Origin of the sequence: Marinobacter sp. Arc7-DN-1, assembly GCF_003441595.1 — a bacterium.
In the GTDB taxonomy this organism is placed as follows: Bacteria; Pseudomonadota; Gammaproteobacteria; order Pseudomonadales; family Oleiphilaceae; genus Marinobacter; species Marinobacter metalliresistant.
Window position 1 is genome coordinate 2,730,381 of sequence record NZ_CP031848.1, and the last position, 16,818, is coordinate 2,747,198.

The 16,818-nt window shown below is 58.2% G+C and carries 14 protein-coding genes; 6 read left to right on the forward strand and 8 right to left on the reverse strand.

Going from position 1 to position 16,818, the window contains the following annotated elements; all coding sequences use genetic code 11:
* Positions 1–216: 216 nt before the first annotated feature.
* Positions 217–1,458 (forward strand): Glu/Leu/Phe/Val family dehydrogenase, encoded by a 1,242-nt coding sequence (locus D0851_RS12850; protein WP_117618991.1) that lies wholly within the window; start codon positions 217–219, stop codon positions 1,456–1,458.
* A gap of 144 nt (positions 1,459–1,602) precedes the next feature.
* Here the strand turns inward: D0851_RS12850 and D0851_RS12855 are convergent, their stop codons facing one another.
* Positions 1,603–2,727 (reverse strand): PLP-dependent aminotransferase family protein, encoded by a 1,125-nt coding sequence (locus D0851_RS12855; protein ID WP_117620399.1) that lies wholly within the window; start codon positions 2,725–2,727, stop codon positions 1,603–1,605.
* Between the two features lie 128 nt (positions 2,728–2,855).
* Here D0851_RS12855 and D0851_RS12860 point away from each other — a divergent pair, with 128 nt between their 5' ends.
* Both D0851_RS12860 and D0851_RS12865 read left to right on the forward strand, forming a co-directional pair.
* A complete protein-coding gene (locus D0851_RS12860; protein WP_162893733.1) occupies positions 2,856–3,485 on the forward strand; it encodes an FMN-dependent NADH-azoreductase in 630 nt (209 codons plus the stop codon).
* A 75-nt stretch (positions 3,486–3,560) separates the two neighbouring features.
* Entirely contained in the window at positions 3,561–4,259 is a 699-nt protein-coding gene (locus D0851_RS12865; RefSeq protein WP_117618993.1) for a DJ-1/PfpI family protein, read from the forward strand.
* Between the two features lie 73 nt (positions 4,260–4,332).
* Here D0851_RS12865 and D0851_RS12870 read toward each other — a convergent pair whose 3' ends face one another.
* Positions 4,333–5,511, reverse strand: a complete 1,179-nt coding sequence (locus D0851_RS12870; RefSeq protein ID WP_227539296.1) for a magnesium transporter — start codon at positions 5,509–5,511, stop codon at positions 4,333–4,335.
* Between the two features lie 64 nt (positions 5,512–5,575).
* Positions 5,576–8,170 carry an EAL domain-containing protein gene (locus D0851_RS12875; RefSeq protein WP_117620401.1) on the reverse strand — a complete coding sequence of 865 codons (2,595 nt, stop codon included), beginning with the start codon at positions 8,168–8,170 and terminating at the stop codon, positions 5,576–5,578.
* Between the two features lie 360 nt (positions 8,171–8,530).
* On the opposite strand from D0851_RS12875, the gene ahpC reads away from it, so the two are divergent.
* Positions 8,531–9,094, forward strand: a complete 564-nt coding sequence (gene ahpC / locus D0851_RS12880; protein WP_117618994.1) for an alkyl hydroperoxide reductase subunit C — start codon at positions 8,531–8,533, stop codon at positions 9,092–9,094.
* Positions 9,095–9,171: 77 nt separating this feature from the next.
* On the opposite strand, the gene D0851_RS12885 is transcribed toward ahpC, so the two are convergent.
* Together D0851_RS12885 and D0851_RS12890 are read right to left on the reverse strand one after the other, a co-directional pair.
* Positions 9,172–9,648: a peroxiredoxin gene (locus D0851_RS12885; protein ID WP_117618995.1), complete on the reverse strand. Its 477-nt coding sequence runs from the start codon at positions 9,646–9,648 to the stop codon at positions 9,172–9,174.
* Positions 9,629–10,384: a DUF3581 family protein gene (locus D0851_RS12890; protein ID WP_117618996.1), complete on the reverse strand. Its 756-nt coding sequence runs from the start codon at positions 10,382–10,384 to the stop codon at positions 9,629–9,631. The genes D0851_RS12885 and D0851_RS12890 overlap by 20 nt, the downstream gene beginning before the upstream one ends.
* Positions 10,385–10,643: 259 nt before the next feature.
* On the opposite strand from D0851_RS12890, the gene ahpF reads away from it, so the two are divergent.
* Both ahpF and D0851_RS12900 read left to right on the forward strand, forming a co-directional pair.
* Positions 10,644–12,230 (forward strand): alkyl hydroperoxide reductase subunit F, encoded by a 1,587-nt coding sequence (gene ahpF, locus D0851_RS12895; protein WP_117618997.1) that lies wholly within the window; start codon positions 10,644–10,646, stop codon positions 12,228–12,230.
* 100 nt (positions 12,231–12,330) lie between these two features.
* A complete protein-coding gene (locus D0851_RS12900) occupies positions 12,331–13,503 on the forward strand; it encodes an ABC transporter substrate-binding protein (RefSeq protein WP_227539297.1) in 1,173 nt (390 codons plus the stop codon).
* On the opposite strand, the gene D0851_RS12905 is transcribed toward D0851_RS12900, so the two are convergent.
* The 3 genes from D0851_RS12905 to D0851_RS12915 all read right to left on the reverse strand — a co-directional run bounded on the left by D0851_RS12905 (position 13,504) and on the right by D0851_RS12915 (position 16,655).
* On the reverse strand, positions 13,504–14,175 hold the full coding sequence (locus D0851_RS12905; RefSeq protein ID WP_117618998.1) for a transglutaminase-like domain-containing protein: 672 nt from the start codon (positions 14,173–14,175) through the stop codon (positions 13,504–13,506).
* A 117-nt stretch (positions 14,176–14,292) separates the two neighbouring features.
* Positions 14,293–15,021 carry a TrmH family RNA methyltransferase gene (locus D0851_RS12910; RefSeq protein WP_117618999.1) on the reverse strand — a complete coding sequence of 243 codons (729 nt, stop codon included), beginning with the start codon at positions 15,019–15,021 and terminating at the stop codon, positions 14,293–14,295.
* Positions 15,018–16,655: an NAD(P)/FAD-dependent oxidoreductase gene (locus tag D0851_RS12915; RefSeq protein WP_117619000.1), complete on the reverse strand. Its 1,638-nt coding sequence runs from the start codon at positions 16,653–16,655 to the stop codon at positions 15,018–15,020. Before D0851_RS12915 ends, D0851_RS12910 begins: the two co-directional genes overlap by 4 nt.
* Positions 16,656–16,818 lie beyond the last annotated feature (163 nt).

A 16,818-nucleotide genomic window follows, 5' to 3' on the forward strand; every position in this document is an offset into this window, starting at 1 on the left:
CCACCGTACCCAAAAACCCCATTGCATAAAAAGCTTTCTATAAAGACGGGCAAATCCATTCCACAATAATGCCGGTAACTGCTACGTTTTAAGTTGAGGAGCCTCCCCGCCCCGCTTGATTACCATCCAGCCGAGGATCAATCAGCCGGGGGTGGCAGGTTGGGGCACCCTGCCAAACAGGGAGCAATGTCGTGCACAGCATTTATGGGGAGTTCCATGAACTACGATTTTCTGGACGAAAGCGGGCAAATTCTTCGTGAGGCGGGCCGTCTCGGTAAGATTGACCCCAATGTGATTGAATTTCTCGCGGCACCCGGGCGCGTAGTGTCTTTTCGCATTCCGATGAAAATGGACGATGGCAGTTTTCGGGTGTTTGATGCTCACCGTGTCCGTTATAACGATGCGCTTGGGCCGAGCCGTGATGGGACGCGTATTTCTGCCGATCTCGACCTTGATGAGGTGAAGTCCCTCGCCTTGATTATGTCGATCAAACACGCGGCTGGGCGAATTCCGGCAGGTGGCGGCAAAGGGGGCATCGTGGCCGACCCGCGTGAATTAAGTGACCGGGAGTTCGAGTCACTTTGCCGCGCCTATATTCGCTACCTGCGCCCGAAAGGGCAGGCGTACGATGTCCCCGGTGCGGATATCGGCACGGATCTGCAAACAATGAGCTGGATGCTGGACGAATACGAGTCGGTCACCGGCTATCATGAACCGGCAGCGGTCAACGATAAACCGCCCATCCTCGGCGGGTCGCTGGGGGGCTATGAAGCGACCGGGAGTGGGGTTTTCGATGTGTTCAGGGAGGCCGCGGAGCAGGCCGACTTTGCCATCGAAAATGCCCGTGTCGCTATCCAGGGATTCGGCCAGGTCGGCTCGGTGGCGGCGAGTATGTTCTACGAAGCCGGCTGTATGGTTGTGGCGGTGAGTGATAGCCGCGGCGGCATTTATTCGAACGACGGGCTCGATATTCCCGGCCTGCTGGCGCACAAAAAGTCCACGGGTAAAGTTTCGGGCTTTGCCGGCAGCGAGCCGATTACCAGTGAAAAGATGCTCGAATGTGACTGCGACGTGCTGGTGCCCGCGTCGGTTCAGGGCGTGATTACCGCGGACAATGCGGACCGGATCCAGGCCCGGATGGTCGTGGAAGCTGCCAATGCGCCGACGACCGTAAAAGCCGAAGTGATGCTGCTGGAAAGGGGCGTAACCATCGTGCCGGATGTGCTGGCTAATGCCGGTAGCGTGCACTTGTGCCAGATGGAACGCAGTCAGGGCCTTTCCGATAATTACTGGGATATCGATACGATTAACCGCCTGCGACAGGAGCGGTTGGCAAGGGGTTATCGGGAAGCCGCGAATGCTGCGGCTGACCACCAGGTGAAATCGGTCAGGCTGGGTGCCTGGATTAATGCGCTCAAACGGATTGAAGAGGCGATGCACCTGCGCGGCTGGTGTTAGTCGGGTACGGCCTCGATTTTGAAATAGCAGGGCGCCGCGATTCGGGCGATCTCGACTCGAAACCGGGACAGTGGAAACCGGGACAGAACTATTTTCCCACTTGGGCGTTACTCAGGTTACCGGTGGGTATCTCAATTAGACTTCCTATTCTTGACCGACGGCGATTCCGGCGAGTTGTTTCAGGCGGTTGCAGCATGCATCCAGCCCCTGTTCCGGAATATTGGTGATACCCAGCAGCAACCCGCTTCGGGTCCTCGCCGGATCGGCATACCAGGTAGACAATGGGGCGGGGGCCAGGCCAAACTCCAGCGCTTCAAGAGCAATCGCCTTGTCGTCCGTGCCATCGGGTAATCGAAGCAATAACGCCAAGCCCGCCATGGCTTCATCGGTAGCGGATGCGTTTAAGGCGCGCTGAAGTGAAGAGCGCCGGGCGGTGTAGGTCCGTTTCATCCTGCGCAAATGGCGCAGATAGTGACCTTTGCGCATGGACTCGCCGAGCGCTCTCTGGCTCGCTATCGAAGCGGCTGGGGCCAGAGCGGCGGCAACATCGCCAACCCGGTTTGCCAGCGCCGGCGGCACCACAATAAAGCCGAGACGCAGACCGGGGCTTATGGTTTTGCTGAAGGTGCCGATATGAATAACGCGGCCGTATTTGTCCTGCGACGCCAGAGCCGGAGCGGCGCGACCGGCGAGCTGCAACTCACTCAGGTAGTCGTCTTCGATGATCCAACCCCCGCGTCTGGCCGCCCATTCGAGCAACTGGTGACGCCGTGACAGCGACAGGTAAGCCGCAATTTCAGCCCGCAAGCCTGGCTCACCACGTGGGTCCGGATAGCTGACCGACGCCATGGCAGCCTCGCGGGCGGCGCCTGAGGCAATACGCGACCATACCTTGTAGGGGAATACGTCCTGGGCAGGTATACCAACCTGGAACACCATGGCCGGGTCGCCGAATGGATGCTGGTAGAACTCGGGCAACGGCCCTCGTAAGTCACTGGTGTCTGCCGGATGTGACACCGGCAACCGATCGGCGACAAAGGTACCCGCAGCGCCGCGGGCGACCACCAGTTGCTCATCGATCAGCCTCTCGTACGCGGACTTTACCGTACCGCGCGCGACCCCAAGCTGGGCGCTGAGATCACGCCACGAGGGCAGGCGAGCCCCGGAGTACAAGCGCCCTTCGGAAATGGAGGTTCCGATAGCTTCGACGATCTGTTCGACCAAAGACGTTCCGGCCTGACGGTTCAGTTCTATGCGCAAATCATCCATGGTGCGGTGACTCAGGCGTGGTTTGCGAATGGTACATTGAAAATTGCCATTCATGGTTCTTTTTAATGAACCTTAACCCGGTATTATTGGAAATGACACTTGCTATGGCAGGCCAGAAAGGACCCGCAATGGAAAACCTGCTCGTGATTAATGCCAGCCCTCAGGGCGAGGCGTCACACAGCCGCCAGATGACGGCGCGCTTTACCCGTCGATGGGCTGAAAATAATCCGGACGGCGTAGTGGTTGAGCGCGATCTCGGCCGCTGGCCTGTGCCTCACGTGGATCAGCAATGGATAAGCGCCGCGTTTACGCCGGAGGAGGCAAGGACTCCCAATCAAAGAGCCGCTCTTGAGGTCAGCGATGCTCTGGTCGCCGAACTACAGGACGCGACAACCATCGTTATTGGTTGCCCTATGCATAACTTGTCCGTGCCCAGTACGTTAAAAGCCTACATTGATCAGGTCGTACGTATCGGCGTCACCACCAAACTGGTGCCCGATACCCCGCAGAGTCCCTATGTCGGTCTTTTGAGCGACAAGCCCACCTACCTGATGCTGGTGCGAGGCGGCTACGGCTACGAACCGGGCGGGGCATATGCTCCCATGAACTTTCAGGAACCGTACCTTACCGCCGTCCTGGGTATGTTGGGTATCCAGAGCGTGAAAACCATCACCCTGGAATATACCGCCATGAATAGCGGCTGTTCCGACAATGCGCTTGAGGACACCAACGCATGTATTGACCGGTTGTTCGAGTAGTCGTTTTCAGCGATTTCGGACAATGTCCATGAAGATCCGTTAAATCTGTAAGCATAGTTCTAAGGAGATTCCGACATGCTTTTGAGACATACCCTTCACACGTTACTCGCGTTTCTCGTTTTGGCCGGCTTCAGCTTTTCAGCCTCAGCCGCCGATAAGAAAATTGGTGTACTGGTCTATGACGAAGTGCTGACCAGTGACGCTGTCGCCCCCGCCGAAGTGTTCGGCGTTGCCTCGCGAAAGGCCTGGTTTTCGGACTATGAGGTTGTACTCATCAACGTAGAGCGAAACGAAACGGTGACGACAGAGGAAGGGCTGACCCTCCAGGTCGATGCCACGATCTACGACGATCTTGATCTGGATGTGCTGATCGTCAACAGCGCATACGATATGGACTGGCTCTTTGAAAACGAGGATCTGACCAAATTCATGAGAGATCAGGCCAAAAAGGTCGAGTGGCTGGCCAGCAACTGCTCCGGTGCGTTCCTTTATGCCCACGCAGGGCTTCTGGATGGCTATCGAGCAACAACCTGGGCGGGTGGTGAACCGGACCTACAGGACCAGTTCCCGAAGATTGATGTGGTCGTCGATCAAAACGTGGTGGTTGATCGCAATCGAATCACCAGTAATGGCGGCGTTCCGTCTTATCAGGGGGCACTGGTGCTGCTATGGCTCATGAGTGGCGAAAGCAACGCAAAGGAAGTGTTTGAAACTATCCAGTTCAACCGGATTATACCGTGGTCAGAGATCGAGAAGTTTAAGCCCGATGCCTGATGTGAGAAACCGAACCGAGAAACCTTTTCCGCGGCCTCAAAATAGATCAGTCCCGGTTTTCCTTCGGTGTTGGCTACAGCACCAATGACGTTGCCAGGAACAGCATCAGGCCCATACCGATGATGTCTGTGAAGGTCGTCAGAAAGATGCTGCTGGCGGTTGCCGGGTCGGCGCCGAAGCGTTTGAGCACCAATGGCACTGCCACCCCGAAGATGCCGCTGCCAATGCAGGCGCCGATCATGGCAATGAAGATGACAAGGCCGAGCATGGCGGGGTTGGCGGAATCGGTGGCGAAGGCGTAGGCGAACATGGCGACGCCGGCGATCACGCCCACGGCGGCGCCATTGAGGGCGCCTAGCAGGACTTCCTTGCGCAGCAATTGCCTGATCGGATAGTCATTTATTTGCCCCAAAGTGATACCACGCAGGGTAATCGCCAGCGCTTGACAACCGGTATTTCCGCTCTGACCGGCAAGTACGGGCAGGAAGGCGGCGAGGGCGACGATCTGGGCGATAGTGTTCTCAAACATGCCTACCACGAAGGCGGCGGCAAAGGCGGTGATCAGATTCACCTGCAGCCAGGGGTGGCGCATGCGAAAGGCGGCAAGCACGGGTGTGTTTATCTGCTCTTCTTTCGCGACACCATACTGGGAGCCGGCCTGGGCGCTCAGTTCCGAGGCCATGCGTTCATACAGTTTCCAGCCGCGCACCTCACCCACCACGTGCTGTGCGTCGTCCACCACCGGGTACATTCGGTAGTGCCGGTAAAGCACTTCGCTAATCGCTGCTTCGATCCGTGTGTCCTGTTGAAAGGCGAAGGGCTCGCGCACCATGATGCTGGACAAGGCTTCGGAGGGCTTGGCAAGAATGAGGTCGCGCATGCCCACGACACCGACCAGGCGGTGATTTTCAGTCACAAAGATGTAACTGATCTCGGAAACATCCGCGCTCTTGACCATAAAGGTCAGCGCTTCTGCGACGGTATAGCTGTGCGGTAACGTCGCTGTAACCGGTGTCATCAGTTCACCGATGGTGTCCTCCATACCTGAGAGCACCGCACGGGTGGCCGCGTTGTTCGGCGCCGCTACCTCTCCGAGGTGAGAGGCGATAGTCAGAGCCTGTTCCGTGGGCAACCCCGAGAGAATGAACTGGATATCGTCCGCCGGCAGCGGAAACAGCTCTTCGGCGGCAGCCAGGGGGGTGAGTTCGCGGATGTGTTCAATCCGCTCGGTCAGTTCCATACTCTGCGACATGTCACGCTTCCGTATCCGTGTTGGAGTTCTGACTATAACAGGGGGTGGCGAGCGCGGGGAGAGACTAGTCTGTGTGCTGGAGGCGGGGAGACTGTCTTTCAATCACCAACCAGTTGCTTAACTCGCTGAGGGCTATGGGGCGGCAGAGCCAGTAGCCTTGTAACAGGCCAGCACCCATGCCCTGTAGCAGACGGGCCGTCTGCTCTGTTTCCACGCCTTCCGCCACTACCTGAAAGCCCAGGCCGCGGCCCATATTGATCGCCGTTTCCACAATCATTCGGGAGCTTTCACTGGAATCGATATCCTGCACCAATGCCCGGTCCAGTTTGATTTCCGTGGCCGGTAGCCGTTTAAGGTAAGACAGGGAAGAGTAGCCGGCACCGAAGTCATCAATCGAGATTTTCAGTCCGGTATTGGCCAGCCCTTCCAGCGCCGCGAGCCCTTTCTCGGGGTCATCCATGGCTGCGGTTTCGGTGAGCTCCACGGTAATCTGATCGGGGCGCAGCTGGTAACGCTTCATCCGGGTTTCGAACAGGCCTTTCAGCTCCGACGAGATCAGGTCCCGGGCGGATACGTTGACTGACACGGTCAGTGCCGGATCAACCTGGTGGAGGGTTTTGAGATCATTCAGGGCCTGGTCCACAACCCATCGGGTCAGGTGTTTGATAACGCCGGTTTTTTCGGCCAGTGGAATAAACTCGACGGGAGGTACCCAGCCCCTTTCGGGGTGATGCCAGCGGATCAGGGCTTCCACACCCACGACCTGTCCGGTTTTGAGGTCCAGTTTGGGCTGATAATGCAACTGGGCCTGGTTGTGGTGAAGGGCGCCCCGAAGATCCGACATCAGCGTCAGCCGGCTCTCACTGTAGATGTCGTTCTTGCTGGAGTAAACGCCGGTTTCGAAGGAGCCGTGGGGTGTCATTTCCATGCCGACATGGGCATTCCGGATCAGCATGGCGGCCTTTCTGCCATGCTCCGGGTAGCTGGCGGCCCCGAATCTCAGGTTGGGTTCGATGGCAAGATGATCCAGTAACACCGGGTCGGCCAGCCGTTTGAGCGCCTCGTTCAGGGTCTGGAAGTCGCCACCGGCTTTGCTGACATTGACGAGCAAGCCGAAACTGTCTCCCGAGAGCTGGTACACGCGTTCTTGCCGGCCCTGATTGTCACGGGTTGGGTGGACCATCGGCAGGCTTTCGGCCAGTTCGGTCATTTGCTCCGCCTTGCGCTTTAGCAAGCGCTCACTTCGCTCCAGGCCGAGCGTGCGGTTGATTTCCTTCAGCCGTGACACCCGGGCCACGCCGACCATGTAGCGCCCATCGGGGTTGCGTTCCAGTTGCTCGTCGACCATCCGTTCGAATCGGTTCCGGTTGGGCAGGCCGGTAACCGGATCATGGGTGAGTGCCTCATTCAGTCGGTCCTGGACCTCGCTGCGGGCTTTTTCTTTTTGAAGGTTATCGGCCTGGGCCTGTATTTTCTGTTCCCGCTCACGGTAAAGCCGATCAGCAAGTGCGAGGGTCAGTATGAACGCCTCAAGCCCCGAGCCGATCTGCATGGCGTATTCGGTGAAGAAATTCTCCGGCAGCAGACCAAGCGCCAGGCCGGCGGTTGCAGAAACGCCCAAGGCAAGTGGCGACCAGGCGATGGTGAAAAAGACACCTGCTCGAACACCGGCCGCCCAGGCGATGGGCCCGGCCACCAACAACAGTGAGAAAAAGATAAAAGCGGAGACCGCTGCGATTCGGACTCCAGTCTCATAGTCGAGCAAGGGCGCGCTCAGGAAAAACACAATCTCGAAGGCCAGCATTCCCAGTAACACCCGTCGCAAACGTGGGCTGTGGGAGCGTATTTTCAGGAACTCCATGCAGAAGAGAATCGAGAATATGGCCAGGAAGGGTGTGGACAGCAACAGCACATGGGTATGGAGAAACGGGGCGTTCGGGTAGAGATGCTGAAGGGTGAAACCCCGGAAGGAGGCAAAGAACACGAGGTAGCCGAAAATGGCCAGAGCGTAGAACAGGTACAGCTTTTCCTGCAGTGTGAGGAACACGGCCAGATTGATCAGGATAATGACCGTCAGGCTGCCGTAGTAGAAGAAATGCAGTTTCTCTTCAATGGCAACGGCTTCATAGAAGTCCTTTTGGCGCCAGAGTCGCAGGGGCACTACCATGGAACCCGCAGTGGCTACGCGGATATAGAGGGTTTTGGTGGTGTCCTGCGCAAGCTGAAATCGCAGCAGCATATTGGGGTGGTCGACATCCCTCGGATAAAACGGGCGGGTATCGCCGGTTCTGAATTCGCGGAGCAGGGTGTTTCCGGAGAACTCGTGGAACACGACGTCATCGAGCTGGGGGTAGGCAAGCTCGGCGATCAGAAGCTGGTCCTGGCCGGTCTGGTTCTGTACCGATAGCCGAAGCCAGTAGGCGGAGCCGGTAATACCGAATGAGGCCTTGCCCGAGGGTTTGAGCTGCCATTCTGACTCGGGAATTGTCAGGACTTCGTCTATCCCTGCATCGGCGCCTGGGTCTTCCCAGTACTGAAAATGGCTTTCGATGGGCGCATCCGGGGTAATAGTGATCGTGCCTGAGTTTGCGCTGGCAAGTTGCAGGGCGCAGGAAGCCAGAATCGGAATAAAGAAACGCAGAGCTTTGTTAAGGATCACGAACAGCAAACCCCGTTTGGTGGCCGTCAGACTTTTCTTGCTATCGCATCATTCAGCTTACTCGCCTTTCCCCGGCAAGAAAGCCGGAATCCGATATTTAACGTCGTGATTTGCGCCACATCACCAAGTTTCTGGTGCCCTTCCTTTGTTAAGACCCCATAGAGGGGCGGCGGCCGGTTCAGCGGATAGGAACCGCTGCCTTGGCGCCCGGCAGGGACTGTGTCTACGCCAGGACGACCCTGATAGGCACAGCCTATCTTTGGCTTGGAAATTATCAATTTTATTCGGTCGTCAAATCTCCGTATTGTTCGCGGCGTATATTCAGTAACGTATGAATCCATCAACAAGGAGTTAGCTTTAATGGGCATCATTAACAGCGAGATCAAGCCGTTCAACGCCACCGCCTTTAAGCAGGGCGAGTTTGTTGAGATCAGTGAAGCAGACGTCAAAGGCAAGTGGGCTGTATTTTTCTTCTACCCGGCAGACTTCACGTTCGTTTGCCCGACCGAGCTGGGCGACGTTGCAGACAAGTACGAAGAGCTGCAGAAGCTGGGCGTTGAAGTGTTCTCCGTGTCTACCGACACCCACTTCACCCACAAGGCATGGCACGACAGCTCCGAGACCATCGGCAAGATCAACTACTACATGGTGGGCGACCAGACCGGCACCATCACCAACAACTTCGGTGTGATGCGTGAAGGCCAGGGCCTGGCAGACCGCGCGACCTTCCTGGTCGACCCGGATGGCGTTATCCAGGCCATGGAAATCACTGCTGAAGGTATCGGCCGTGACGCCGACGACCTGATGCGCAAGGTTAAAGCGGCCCAGTACGTTCGCAACCATCCCGGCGAAGTGTGCCCGGCCAAGTGGAAAGAAGGCGAAGCAACTCTGGCCCCGTCCCTGGACCTGGTTGGCAAGATCTGAGTTTCTCCCTCAAGGGAAGCTTACGGACAAAAAACCCCGGATTTTCCGGGGTTTTTTGTATCTGCAAAAAGGTTTGCTCAGAGCGCGTCGAGAATGGTTTCGGCGCTGGTCTGGTCCAGGCCCTGGGCATCGATGTTGAGCAGTTCCACCTTGCCGTCATTGACAATCATGGCGTAACGCTGGCTGCGGATGCCCATCTGGCTCGCGGTTCGGTCCTGGGTCAGGCCGATGGCCCTGGCGAACTCTCCCAGGCCATCGGCCAGCATGGTGATGTCGTCTGCGTTATGGGCTTTACCCCAGGCGTCCATCACGAAGGTGTCGTTGACGGACGTGCAAATGATGCTGTCGACGCCTTTGGTGCGAAGCTTGTCGGCGTTTACTACGAAGCCGGGCAGATGGGCCGCCGAACAGGTGGGCGTGAAGGCTCCTGGTACGGCGAACAGCACCACTTTTTTGCCGGCAAAGAGGTCACCGGTGCGAATCTTCTCGGGGCCACTGGTACCCATCACCTGAAGCTCGATGTCTGGCAGGGTATCACCGGGCTGGATCGGCATTGCTCACACCTCCGTTGTTGTCGTTATTGAAGTAGTTCGCGCCACGGGCTTTGAGGCGATAGAACTCCTCAATGACGCCGGCCATGGCCTCCGCGCAATAAGGCCGAAGGCCGCTGAGAACCAGGCGTTTGGTGACTTCGCCCACGGTTTTGCCGTCTGCGGTCAGCTGGTACTCAAGGAGAACGTTGCCCCGCTTTCCGGCTGCATCCAGGGTCGCGTTGTGCAGCTCAAGGCCCGGCGACGGCAGATCCAGGTTGTCCAGGGCCACGCTCATGCTCTCGTACATCACCATCGGGCGGTCGGGATTGAACATCACCCCATTAGACTCCATTAACGGCTTCAGGGTATGGGGGAAGTTCTTGCCGGAGGCCGCCACGTAGGTGCGGGTGATGTCTTTAATCAGTTGCTCGTCCTGGGTCCGGGCGCCACTGCGGACCACTTCAATGTAGACTTTTCCCGCATCATCGCAGACCTCAATGGCGTCCTCGGTCTCCACGAACTTGAGCGGTACACCCTCGCCGAGCAGGCTGCGGAACCGGAAGGTCATGTTTTCCGAGAGCCCGAAGCGCGCCAGAATAAGGGCGAAGAGCAGGTCCCCGGGGACGCAGAAGCGGCGGGCATCCGGATCGTGGATGGGGTTGAAGTCCCCGGCAATCTCCTTGGCGAACTGACTGGCCTGCAGGGCCGAGATGATTACGTGTCCGTCCTGGACGGAGTGGAAACGGTCTAGAAACATGCGTTGCCTATTCTGGTGCCTGAGAGTGATGTTGCGACGTCCTTGTAACATGATACGTCGACAGGCTTCGGGTGGATATGCGCTATTGGTCAAGCCCCCGGAGACCTTCAATAAATCAGCATAGCAAAGTTCTATCAAACAGTTTGTGGCAATTAATTTGAGCGTACGCTTGCCACGCCGTATTGTTGCGCCATCTTCGCTTAGCGACCCGTTTTAAATTCAGATGCTTAGTTTCAACCTCTAAAGGAGAAGCAGGAATATGTTGGATGCCAATATCAAGGAACAACTGACGGCGTACATGGACAAGCTGCAGCAGCCGATCGAGCTGGTGGCAGCTTACGACGACAGCAAGAAGTCCCAGGAACTTCAGGAGCTGCTGGAAGAGCTGGAACCGATGTCTTCCAAAATCAGCCTGCGCACCGAAGAATCCGATGGTGTGCGTCGTCCTTCCTTCGCCATCAACCGTGTGGGTACCGATATTGGCGTTCGTTTTGCCGGCATTCCCATGGGCCACGAGTTCACCTCGCTGGTTCTGGCGCTGCTGCAGGTGGGTGGGCACCCGTCCAAGGCTTCCCAGGAGGTGATTGAGCAGATTCAGTCACTGGAAGGCAAGTTCGAGTTTGAAACCTATTTCTCCCTGTCCTGCCAGAACTGCCCGGATGTGGTTCAGGCCCTGAACCTGATGAGCGTGCTGAACCCGGATATCAAGCACACCTCCATCGACGGTGCCCTGTTCCAGGACGAAGTGGAGCAGCGGGAAGTGATGGCGGTGCCCAGCGTTTACCTGAATGGTGAGCCCTGGGGTCAGGGCCGGATGACGCTGGAAGAGATCGTTGCCAGGCTGGACACCAGCTCCAGCGAAAAAGAGGCCGAAAAAATCAATCAGAAAGACACCTTTGAGGTTCTGGTGATTGGTGGTGGCCCTGCCGGTGCCTCTGCCGCCATTTACGCTGCCCGCAAAGGCATCTCTACCGGTATTGCCGCCGAGCGTTTTGGTGGCCAGGTGGCCGACACCATGGGCATCGAAAACCTGATCTCCGTGCCTTACACCGAGGGCCCGAAGCTGGTGGCGGCCATGGAGCAGCACGTGAAAGAGTATGACGTCGATATCATGAACATGCAGCGCGCCGAGAAGCTGATCCCGGCCTCACGCCCGGGCATGCCCCACGAGATTCGACTGGAAAATGGCGCGACCCTCAAGGCACGCAGCCTGGTGCTGTCCACCGGTGCCCGCTGGCGCCAGATGGGCGTGCCGGGCGAAGCGGAATACCGCAACAAGGGCGTCGCCTATTGCCCGCACTGTGACGGCCCCCTGTTCAAGGGCAAGCGTGTTGCCGTGATCGGTGGTGGTAATTCCGGTGTAGAGGCAGCCATCGACCTGGCCGGTATCGTTGGCCACGTGACTCTGATCGAGTTCGGTTCCGGGATGCGCGCGGATGACGTATTGCAGAAGAAACTGCGCAGCCTGAAGAATGTGGAAATCATCACTTCCGGACAGACCACTGAAATTACTGGTGAGAACGGTAAGGTCAACGGCCTGAACTATACGGATCGCAACTCCGGCGAGCAGCACCACGTCGCGTTGGAAGGTGTGTTCGTGCAAATCGGCCTGGTTCCGAACACCGAGTGGCTGAAGGGGGACATCGAGCTGAGCCAGCATGGCGAGATTATTGTCAATGATCGCAACGAGACCTCCATTCCGGGGATCTTTGCCGCCGGCGATGTCACCACTGTGCCCTACAAGCAGATCGTGATTTCCATGGGCGAGGGTTCCAAGGCAGCTCTGAGCGCCTTCGACTTCCTGATCCGCAATTCCGTGGATGACAGCGAGAGCGAAGCGGCGTAAACGAAAACTGAGATGTCGGTTTCTCTTCCCTGCTTGCCTGTGAGCTGGCTGCCAGGTAGCTTATCCTCCTGAACGCCAGTCATGCCGGATCATCCAGGGGATGAGTAACTATATGATGTTCCGTACAGCCCTGATTCTGCTCAGCCTGCTTTTGCTATCGGGATTTCGTGTAGCAGATGCCGGGCCTCGTCCCAGCGTTGTTTTCCTCTCGCCGGATGACTCCCGGTTCTGGCAAATGGTGTCGGAGTTCATGGCCGAGGTGGCAACTGATCTGGATATGGACCTTGAAGTCCGGGTCGATCAGGACAGCCACCGCTTCAGTTACCTGAGAATGGCCGAACAGGTTCTCCGCCGTGAGGACAGGCCAGACTACCTGCTGTTCATTTGCAGGGAGCTTGTCACCACCCAAATGCTGACACGTGCGAATGATCTGGGAGTAAAAGTTTTCACCTTCAATACCGATGTGCCTGCCGATACCAGGGTTGCGGTCGGCCTGCCCAGAGAGACCTTGCCAAACTGGATCGGGCATATGGCGCCAGATAACGTCGGTGCCGGTCGCACCCTGACAGCACTCCTTGAGCAACGAGCCGAGCGACTGGATTTAGGCGAGCCGGGGCAGCCGTTGCCAATGATCGCCCTGTCCGGAACCCTGGATTCATCTGCAGCAAAGGACCGGAACCGGGGGCTCGAAGCCGCTGTAGATGACAAGAGTAGCGAGATTCTGCAACTGGTGTATGCCGATTGGAGCGATCGGCTGGCGAAAGAAAAATCGTTGGTACTGCTGAAACGATACCCACAGGTTGCCTCCATCTGGAGTGCCAGTGACGGCATGGCCATGGGGGCCATTGAAGCGGCAAAAATGCACGGCAAGCAACCAGGACAAGACGTTGTAGTCGGTGGGGTGGATTGGGAGCCCCGGGCTCTGGATGCAATACGCCGTGGAGAGCTTGCCACCAGTCTGGGGCGCCACTTCATGGGGGGAGGTCTGGCTCTGCTGTTACTGCACGATTTTCATCATGGTTACGACTTCGCGAAGGGGGTGTCTTCCGCTTCTTTGAGCTACCAGCTTAAGCCGGCCACTGAGGATAATATTCACAAGGTTGAACGGATTTTGGATCCGGAAAACTGGCGGCAGTTGGATTTCCGGCGTTTCAGCCGTGCCCATAGTCTGGCAGAGCCCGAACTATCCCTGAATGCTGATCAGCTTATGGATCGCTTCACATCGGTGCTCTCGGAGGAGAAGGGCGGCGGGCAGGTCGTTAGCAATCGATAGCTACTCCAGATCCGCTTCCAGACTACCTGCTTCAGAAAGAGAAGGTTCTTCCCCTCCCGATTCCGTAAAAAGATGGGGGTAGGCGTTCCGTATACCCGCCACGATAAAGGCGTGGGGCACGTCCTCGAACAGGCCGTGGTCGTTGACGTATTCCATGTGGGCCTCACCGGATTCTGTGTACTCCTGGAAGATCGAATCGTGAAGGCCATCAAACTCCAGAGGCTCCACATTCATCAGTTCACAGAGTTGCCGGTTGAAGGCCGGGGTGGCCTTCAACCATTTACCGTTCAGGTATAACTCGATAAACCCGTGCATGCGGAAAATGTCCGACTGCAGCCATTCGATCAGCCTGGGGCTGGACAGATGGTTGCGCACATCCGCCAGGCCCAGCCGGCTGGGGATGCCAATGGAGCGGGCAGCGGCACCCAGCAGAACCGCCTTGGGAATGCAGTAGGATTCGCCGGCTTCCAGGGCGTAGCTGGCGCTGAAGGTGTTCGGGGCGGTCCGGAACACGTAGGGGTTGTAGCTGATACTGTCCCGTACCGAGAGGTAGAGTGCCTTGATCTGCTCCAGCGGGTCGTCAGGCGCTCCCTCCAGCTGTGCTTCAATCCAGGCCTTCAGCTGGGGCTGGTCGTAGTCAAAGAAGGTGGTTGGCTGGAGATAGGGTTCCATAATCAAAAGTCCGGTATCGGTATCAGCCCCTGATCGTCACCAAATCCCCGCCGACAGGCAATGGCGGTATCCGCCAGAACGATTGCCGAAATAGCTCATTGCTCTGGTGCTGGCGGTTTACTGGCCGCGCATTAGTTCGTAGGTGCACATGTTTACCGCCGAGGCCAGGTTCAGGGAGTCGATCTGGCCCCGACCGTGAATGGTATAGGGCGCCGCCTGAAGCTCAGCCAGTGCGTCCCGTGGCACGCCCCGAGCTTCGTTGCCAAACAGGTAACAGTCGTGCTGCCGGAAGGCTTCCGAAATCATCGAGTCGCCATTCAGGTCGAGGCAGGCAAGGCTTTGGTACCGGCCGGACAGGCTGGCCAGGGTAACCTCGGTTTCCAGGGAAACGTGGAAGAGCGCCCCCATGCTGGCGCGAACCACTTTCGGGTTGTAGGGATCCACACTGCCCGGGCTCAGCAGGCACCGGAAACCGCCAAACCAGGCGAGGGTCCGCAATATCGTGCCCAGGTTGCCCGGATCCTGAACCTCGTGCAGGTAAACGGCTTTTTCGCCGGGTTCCGGCTCAGGAGGGCTGTCCGGCATGGGGACCACGGCCAGAATTCCCTGTGGTGTGCGGGTATCGGTGAGCTGTGCCATCTGGCGGTCGTTGATGAGATGGGTTTTGAACGGGCTTTGCCAGTGCCCGTAGGCACCGGTCACATACAACTCCGAGGCCCGCAGCGCTGGCTGGCGGGTAGCTGCTTCCTGCAGCTCGAGCACCAGGTGCTCCCCCTCGACCAGGTAGTGACCGAGTGACTGGCGGTATTTTTTCTGTTGCAGTTTCCTTATATCAGCCAGATTCACGCGGGGGTTCCCTCACTGCCCTGGAGGTCCTCCAGCATGGCCTGAGCCAGCGCCTCGGCGACCTTGATGCCATCCACTCCGGCCGAGAGAATGCCTCCGGCATAGCCTGCCCCTTCGCCTGCCGGATAGAGCCCGCGGGTATTCAGGCTCTGAAGGCTTACCCGGTCCCGGGTGATACGCACCGGCGAGGAGGTGCGGGTTTCAATGCCGGTCAGGATGGCGTCGTGCCGGTCAAAGCCCCGGATCTGCTTGCCAAAGGCCGGCAGGGCCTCGCGGATGGCTTCGATGGCGTAGGGCGGCAAGGCAGGCGCGAGGTCGCCCAGTTTGATGCCGGGCTTGTAGGAAGGCTCGACCTCACCCAGTTCGGTGGAGGGTTTGCCTTTGATGAAATCACCCACCAGTTGGGCTGGCGCGCAGTAATCGTTGCCGCCCAGCGTGTAGGCCCGGGATTCCAGGGCCTCCTGAAGGTCGATACCGGCCAGCGGGCCGCCCGGGAAGTCTTCCTCCGGGTGAATGGCCACAACAATACCGGCATTGGCGTTGCGCTCGTTGCGGGAATACTGGCTCATGCCGTTGGTGACCACTCGGCCCGGTTCGGAGGTTGCTGCCACCACCGTGCCGCCCGGGCACATGCAGAAACTGTAGACAGCGCGCCCGTTGCTGGCGTGGTACACCAGTTTGTAGTCTGCCGCGCCCAGGGCCGGGTGGCCGGCGTATTTGCCAAGGCGGGCAGTGTCGATGAGCGATTGCGGGTGCTCAATGCGAAAGCCGACAGCAAAAGGCTTGGCTTCGATAAAGACATCGTTTCGCTGCAGCATGCGGAAGGTCTCCCGCGCGCTGTGGCCGAGGGCGAGCACCACATAACGGCTGTCGAGGCATTCGCCACTGGCCAGTTCCACACCCTCGACCCGGCCGTTGCGGATGCGCAGGTCGGTAACCTTGCTTTCAAAGCGAACTTCTCCGCCGAGGCGGATGATCTCCTCGCGCATGGCAGACACCACGCCGGTCAGCCGGAAGGTGCCAATATGGGGCTTGCTGAGGTACAGGATTTCGTCCGGTGCGCCAGCCCGGACAAACTCGTGCATTACCTTGCGGCCGTAGAACTTCGGGTCCTTGATCTGGCTGTACAGTTTGCCGTCCGAGAACAGGCCGGCACCGCCTTCACCGAACTGCACGTTGGATTCCGGAGACAGCTGCTTGTTCCGCCACAGGGCCCAGGTGTCTTTGGTGCGGCGCCGCACGTCCTTGCCACGTTCCAGCACAATTGGGCGGAACCCCATCTGGGCCAGAAGCAGGGCGGCAAACAGACCACAGGGCCCGAAACCGATCACAATCGGACGCTCGGTGAGACCGGCGGGTGCCTGTGCGACCGGGTGATAGTCGGTATCGGGTGCCGGGCGTACGTGCTGGTCTTTTTCAAAACGGGCGAGGATGGCGTCTTCGTTTCGGGCGCGCAGATCTATGATGTAAACGAACTTGATTTCGGAGTTTTTCTTGCGGGCGTCGTAGCTGCGTTTGAACACGACAAAGTCGGTCAGATCAGCATCGCGAATGTCCAGTCGTTCGACAATGGCGGCACGCAGGGCGCTTTCCGGATGGTCCAGGGGCAGCGCCAGTTCAGTAAGGCGGATCATAGTCAGTCCTGCCCGGCTCGTGCCGCAAATGGAGTGGACGTTGCCGGGTAAAGGGGAATCGGAGAATGTTGGGTGAATTGTACGTGGGCCCGCCCCGGTTGTCAGGATTTTGCCGCAGGCGGGCCCGGCACGTACAATTGGCGCAGGCTTTCCCGGTTGATGA